We start from the raw sequence: 6,836 nt of genomic DNA on the forward strand, positions 1-6,836 counted from the left end.
TCGCGTTCCCGTCCGTCCCAGCGTGAACATGACGGGCCGAGCGGGAACGCCGGGCTGGAACCGGCGGCGGACGGCTATCGTTGCGGGGGTTCTCCTGTTGGTCGGGCTATCCGTGATCGGTGCCGTCGGAACAACAGCGGCTCCCGGGGCCGACGCGAGTTCACCGCTGCAAGCGGAGTTCCAACAAAACGATACCGACACCAACGACACTGACACCGATACCAACGCGCCGGTCCCAGAACAGACCGAAGACGTGGGTACGCTCCCGCCCGGCCAAGCGTCGGAGGCCGAAAACGAGTCTGCAACGGTGCCGTCATCCGAAGACGCGCGCGGATCACCGACCGAGCAGTCAGCTGCGGTCCCGCAACTCGTCCAGGGGCCCGAAGCCAACGTCACCGTCGCCGTCGCAGACAACCAGTCCGTTCGGGCGGAAACCGCGACGACAATCGCGCTCGAGGTAACGAACGATGGCGATCGGCAGGCGTCCGATATCGTCGTGACGCTGCAAGCACCGAGCGGTGCATTGTCTCTCGGATCGCTCGCGTCGCCCCGGTCGAGTCAGTCGCGTTACCTCGAAGACCTCTCGTCCGACGAGACGGCAACCATCGACGTCGATGTCGTAGCTACCACTGTTGATCCGGGAACGTATCCGCTGTTTGCGACCGTTCAGTACCGCATCGATGAATCCGGCGATGACGCGGACACTACCGCCGATTCGAACGAAGCGGCTCCCGACGAGGACGAACGCATCGTGACCGGTGGCCCCTCGACGCTCGGAATCGCCGTTGGGGAAGCACCGGTCTTCGACCTGACGCCCGTCGGCAGCGACATACCGATCGACGGGGAGGGCGTCTACGAAGTCCGGGTTACGAACGACGGAACCGAGACCGTGTCGGACGTCGTCGCCACGGTCGATGCCGGCCCGCCGCTGTCTAGCGAGTCGCCGACAGCATACGTTGGAACGCTCTCACCGGGCGACGCGGAAACGGTTCGGTTCGCCTTCGAATCGTCCCCGGATACGATCGAAACGACCGCCAGTGTCGCGATGACGCTCGCGTACGATACCGACGGCGACCGCACGAGTTCGGAGCCGGTTTCGCTCCCGGTTTCGGTCGTCGCTACCGACGAGTCCACCGACGCTGACTCCCTCATCCCGTTCGTCGCCGTCGCGGTCGTGTTCGTTCTCGTGGGGATTTGGTGGTTCCGACGGCGCTAATAGCGAGCCGGTCACGGGACGAGTTCGAATCAGGTACCAGTCTCATTTTCCAGAGGAGTGTCGTCGTTGTCGCCCTCGCCCGTGCCGCCGTAGAAGTGCATGAACACGTCCTCGATGTCGGCCTCGCGGACCTCCAGGTCGAGCACGGTGTACTCGCTCAACCGGTGGACCAGGGCGTCGAACTCGCGTGAGAGAACGAGCCGGTACTCGCCATCCCGTCGATCGACGTGTGCCACCCCTGGGAATTCGAGCGCCGCGGCTGGCGGCTCCTCGGCCAATCGGACGGTGGCGATCGTGCCGCCATCCGCGAGGATATTCTTGACGGAGTCGAGTTCGATCAACCGTCCGTTTCTGATGATTCCGACGCGATCGCAGACGCGACGAACCTCGCTCAGGATGTGCGAGGAGAAAAACGCCGTCTGGCCCGCTTCCTGTCGCTCCTCGAGTAGCTCGTAGAACTCGTTCTGGACGAGCGGGTCCAGTCCCGATGTGGGCTCGTCCATGATCGCGAGTTCGGGGTCGTGCATGAACGCCGCGACGATGGCGAGTTTTTGTCTGTTTCCGCTCGAGTAGGCCTTCACGTTCCGATCGAGCGGCACGGGAAAGCGTTCGAGGAGTTCCTCACGGTGCGCGTCACCGCGAATCCGGGCGAAGTAATCGAGCACCTCCGTGCCGGTTACGCGGCCGTAGAACGTAACGTCGCTCGGGAGGTAGCCGAGGTGCCGTTTCGCATCGCGGAGTCCGTTTCGATCCGTAACGTCGCGTCCCAGCAGGGATGCCTCACCGCCGGTGGGATTCAACAGTCCGAGGAGCACGCGAATCGCCGTTGACTTTCCCGCCCCGTTCGGCCCGAGAAAACCGAAAATCTCCCCGCGCTCGACGGTGAACGTGAGGTCTTCTACACCGCGGACATCCCCGTAGTACTTCGTCACAGAGTTGAACTCGATCGGGTGTTGACCAGCGCTGCTCACGCGCTAAACGACGACGGCTCGAACCTTATATGTGCCAGGGGATTACCGCCGGGGATGAAGCGGCCACACGGGCGCTTTGACACCAATCTACGAACGCCAATCTGCCGGCCAATGGCAGCGATCTGATACGCCCGATGAAGCCGCACTGAACGGTGTCGCTCGAGGCGGGACGTACCACGTTGCAGCCGGAGAAAATGGAATTATCGTTGAACGACAAGCTAATTCTACCGCTGCTACCGCTTCGGAGGTCTCTTCGAGTTCCCCTCCACGTGCGCCACAGAATCCGTCAAATTCTGATCCCTCCCTTCCGCCCGGACCACTTTCGGTAGAACACTACACCCAGGGGGAGTGGGTAAGCGCTCCCGAAGGGTAACGACCCGTTCCTATCGTCTTTGGAGTGGAACCGTTACCGAGCCATTTTGCATGGAGACTCCGCGATACCTTTCTTTTCCGATCGTCACGCCCGCGGCTAACGCAACTCGGCGATTTGCAAGATTCGATCATTCACCGCCGCTCGTTGTCTCAGAAAATCGCGCTGACTGGACGTTACATCAACCACGGAGACGAAGGCGGAAACGAGGCCCCTGATGGCTTTCGTCTCGAAGCTGCATGCTATTGGTTAGTATGCATCCCTCTAGATCTCTCTGTACCACTCAATATCACAACTAGCAGTGGCTTTGTACAGCTGGTGAGTTGGCCAAGATAGCGTGAGTCACCAACAAGCCATGACGGAATCCTCGTCCACCCTCGAGTCGATCGTCGTTCGATACGAAAACCAATCGGACCGGTGTACGATTACCCCCGAAGAGTGTTCCGACATCGAGCGACTCACGGCGTGGTTATCGGCGGATATGGACGCGTTCATCGATCTCGAGACGGCCCGCTAGTACCTGTACCCGCTGCGAACGCTTTCAATCGGCCGAAAACCCGACCTCATAGCTATTTCCGGCTCGAATTCTCCTTCCAGTAGCACTCCCTCGCAGCCGAAACGTTAGTCGAACGCTGCTGCAACCAGCAGCGGGAAGACCAGCGTCGCTTCGGCTTCGACGAGCGTATAGTTCGTCTCCTCCTCGTCTTTGATCTTCCCCCAGGAAACCGCCTCGTTAGGCGGCGCTCCCGACAGCGACCCGTCTCCTTCCATCCCGGTCGAAATGTAAATCGCGTGGTCGGCACCCCCCCGGAAGAGATTCGTCATAATCGCGTGATGCTTCGGCACCCCGCCGCCGACCGCGATGAGCCCCGTCGTGTCCGAGAGCAACCCGTCCTCGATCAGCGAGTCGTAATCGTCCAGGATCTCGATACCAACCTCCGAATCGTATCCCTGCCGGTAGTAATACAGGAAGTTCCCGACTTCGGCGTCAGTTAACGCAGGGCAGTATACGGGTACATCGTTGTCTGCAGCCTGTTTCAGGACCGAATCCTCGTCGTCCAACGTCTCCCCTAACTCCCGGGCAAATGCCGTCGGCGTTCGGATCTTCTCCTCCGCGAAGAAGTCGTCGAAGAAGTCATAGAGGTACTCCTCGAGCCAGACGTACCGATCCGACGGCACGAAGATGTTTCCGAGTCTGTTGATCCCGCGTTCACGGAGTTTCGCTTCGTCTGCATCCCATTCGCCCATCTTGAACGGCTTTGCCGTCTTGATCACGTCCTCGGTGAGCGAGCCTGATGTCGTAATGATCACGTCGACGTATCCCTTCCGGACCAGCGCGGCGACGACCTCGCGCAGCCCCGAGGAGATGATATTCGACGTGAAGGTGAGATACACCGTCGCATCGTCTGCCTGCATCTGCTCGGCGATTTCGATCGCCTCCGCGAGGTGTGTCGCCTGAAACCCAGTCGTCGCGTACGAGTTCAGCAAGTCGTCGAAGTTGAACTCGCCGCGGAAGTCGTATCCTTCGACGTCCGGAGTAGTGAGTTCTTCATCGCTTCCAGGAATCACATGGTCGCGTGAGTCGTCGGTCATATACCCACTGAGGGCTCTGTCCGGTTTGAATCACTCGGGTTCGGTCGACCCGTCCGTTTGGTCGCACGTGAGACTCGCAGTTCGCTCCTGGTGGTCGTTTGTTGACTGTACGGCAGCGTTCGATGGCATTTTTGCGCGCTTTTCTCTCGGCTTTCGCGAATGCTCCGATGGAGTACAACTGCGGGAGTTCTCTGCACGCTGCGAACGGCTACGTGGATGCGACCCGCTCTCCACACCGGTCGATTGATCGAGTAACGAACCACACTACATCACCATTCTCCCTCGAAGGGGGTAGAAATAACTAATTGTAATTTATTATTTTAGTTCCTTTTCAGCAGTATACGCGCTCTCGTTGCTCGGCTTTATTTACAAATGGTGTTTGTTCTACTAGCACTTGTCTGCATCACGGGTGCCCTTCTAGTCGGCATTTGGGCTACGTTCTACGGATTGTTTGCGTATCTCGGTCTTGGAGTGGCCACAGTTAGCAGCCATCACCACTGGCGCGGTAATCGTAACCATCAGATACCTCGAATACATCCAGCAACCCACCGTCGAGCACCTCACCGATGCTGAACCAGTTCGTCCAGCGGACGCTCTAGAATTATACCAGTTGATGACGAAGGTCGCTACGCAACTCAACATTCCAGTCCCAACACTCGCCCTCTCTGATCGTGATACACCCGAAGCCGTCGCTGTAGGTCTTCGCCCACAAACTGTTCATCTCGTTCTCTCGCAAGGAACCCTCGATTCGCTCGCCACCGCTGAAGAACTCGAATCTGTGATCGCACATGAACTCGCTCACGTAAAAAACTGGGATGCAATGGTGATGGCGATCGCTTCGGTCCCGGTTGTCTTAGCTGATGGGCTTCGATCACAGGCTATTGACTTCAGTAAAAGCGGCGGCTGGATCATAATCACCGTTCCGCTTGCGATTCTTTCAACTGGTGTCTGGTTCGTCGGGAACGTGATTATCGCGGGGCTCGCGAGGGTGAGAGAGCAAGTCGCAGATCGATCCGCTGTCGAAATAACGGGCCCCCCTGCAGCCCTCGCCACTGCTCTTGAGCGATTAGACCAGGGGGCCGTGGTGAATCGCCATACGGATCTTGATTTCGCTAGTTGACGGCACGCTTGATGTTGTAGACGACACACATCAGGACGATTTCACGGAACTCACGATACCAGCTTCGCGCACGCACGGCGTCGCCGAGCGTGCGCTTGATCACCGAGAAGACGGCCTCAGACAACGCTCTCTGGCCGTAGAGAGTCTCATCGATCCGCGCGTTATGCGCGTGATCGATGGGACGGAATTCTCGATGCTTGATCAGCGGCCTTACGTCCTCTTCCCGGAGTTTATCACGTAATCGTTGCCAGTCGTAGCCTTTGTCGGCAGCGAGGCTGGGCAACTCACCCGCGTTGCGGCGGGNGCGGCGAGGCTGTGCAACTTGCCCGCGTTGCGGCGGGCGAGTTGCCAGCCGATCTGCGTGTCGTGACGTTTCTTGGTCGTGCAGTGAACGTCGAGGACAGCTTGTGACGCTGTATCGACGATAGCGGTTGTTTTGAGCGTCTGAACACGATAATTCGTCCGACGGCAGTAGTGTTTGCTGGCGCTTTCGCGGTCGAAAAACGTCGCGTCCATCGCCGCGTGACCAGATGGCTCGTGCAGTTGCGCCGACAGGCGCAACAGCACTCGCCAGACTTCCATCTTGATCCTGTCAAACGCCTTCACTAGCGTCGAGTGATCAGGGAGATCGGCTTTCTCAAGGCCGATCTCTGCCAGTATTTGCGGCATCTCGCTCAAGAGATCGAGCGCTTCGCGGTAGGACTTCTCCAAGTAAATCCGCAGACAATGCAGCGAAACGACGGCGTAGTCGGCGAATCCGCCGCCACCCTGCGGGGCGGCGGATTCGCCTCGACCACCAACAGCATTTTTAGCCAACGTCACGACCTTCCCGGTGAAGCGGGAGATTTTGGACATAGAGCATCCGCGGTTTCCCGCTTCAACTCCCTAGTTCTGACGGATCAACTCGACGTACTCTGGCGATTCACCAGAGCCGACCAGGGAATTACGACGACGCTTGACCACGACCTCCGGACTGTGTCTGCCGTCTCCTCGTTATCGACCTTACCGCTGGAACCGGAAGAACCGGTTCTGCTTGGTCCGGAAGGGAGTGTAGAACCGCTCCACTGGAAGATAGAGAAACGGCTTCGGTACTTCTTCAAAACGCACCCAGCAACTGAAGATAGTATCGAGAACCTGTCACGGATGGCAAACGAAGACTGACTCGGAGTCATTCTATGGGAACTCACACCCGTATTTATCCGCCGATCGCGGTAGCAGTGAGTACTATGCGCTGTCACCTCTATCTGTAAACACGCCGTCTACAGCGAGTTAAATACGTCGTGAAAGCGTGTGCACGTTTCCTCACCTACGCACGCCACAAGAGCACTCATCTACTGTGATGGATTCGATCGTTGTCCACTGTGAGCGTCTCTCTTGGACAAAGCGAATCCGTGCGCTTAAGTAATGGACGCTACAACGATTTGATCCCAACAAAGAACTGATGCACCACTCCGCGTAAGCGTGAGTGGGAAGGGTCAATGCAGGCCGGCCGTCTACCGGCGTGCAGATGCGACCGTGTGTACGTGTAGTCCAGGCGTCCACTGGACCCGTTCCCGGGTCACTTGC

General features: G+C 58.5%; 5 protein-coding genes and 1 pseudogene. 3 read left to right on the plus strand and 3 right to left on the minus strand.

What is annotated here, in order from left to right:
• Positions 1–28 precede the first annotated feature (28 nt).
• Positions 29–1,216 carry a COG1361 S-layer family protein gene (locus C480_RS16670; protein ID WP_006666787.1) on the plus strand — a complete coding sequence of 396 codons (1,188 nt, stop codon included), beginning with the start codon at positions 29–31 and terminating at the stop codon, positions 1,214–1,216.
• Between the two features lie 29 nt (positions 1,217–1,245).
• Here the strand turns inward: C480_RS16670 and C480_RS16675 are convergent, their stop codons facing one another.
• Positions 1,246–2,187, minus strand: coding sequence for an ABC transporter ATP-binding protein (locus tag C480_RS16675; RefSeq protein ID WP_006666788.1), 942 nt, complete (start codon positions 2,185–2,187; stop codon positions 1,246–1,248).
• A gap of 707 nt (positions 2,188–2,894) precedes the next feature.
• Between C480_RS16675 and C480_RS23655 the strand changes: the two genes are divergently transcribed.
• Positions 2,895–3,074, plus strand: coding sequence for a DUF7511 domain-containing protein (locus tag C480_RS23655; RefSeq protein WP_152424078.1), 180 nt, complete (start codon positions 2,895–2,897; stop codon positions 3,072–3,074).
• A 104-nt stretch (positions 3,075–3,178) separates the two neighbouring features.
• Here the strand turns inward: C480_RS23655 and C480_RS16680 are convergent, their stop codons facing one another.
• Entirely contained in the window at positions 3,179–4,150 is a 972-nt protein-coding gene (locus C480_RS16680; RefSeq protein WP_006666790.1) for a deoxyhypusine synthase, read from the minus strand.
• Positions 4,151–4,763: 613 nt separating this feature from the next.
• Between C480_RS16680 and C480_RS16685 the strand changes: the two genes are divergently transcribed.
• Positions 4,764–5,270, plus strand: coding sequence for a M48 family metallopeptidase (locus tag C480_RS16685; RefSeq protein WP_152424079.1), 507 nt, complete (start codon positions 4,764–4,766; stop codon positions 5,268–5,270).
• Here C480_RS16685 and C480_RS16690 read toward each other — a convergent pair.
• Positions 5,263–6,125: pseudogene (locus C480_RS16690) on the minus strand (IS5 family transposase). The gene C480_RS16685 and the pseudogene C480_RS16690 overlap by 8 nt on opposite strands.
• Positions 6,126–6,836: the final 711 nt, after the last annotated feature.

The sequence above is a fragment of the Natrialba aegyptia DSM 13077 genome, from assembly GCF_000337535.1.
Lineage (GTDB): Archaea > Halobacteriota > Halobacteria > Halobacteriales > Natrialbaceae > Natrialba > Natrialba aegyptia.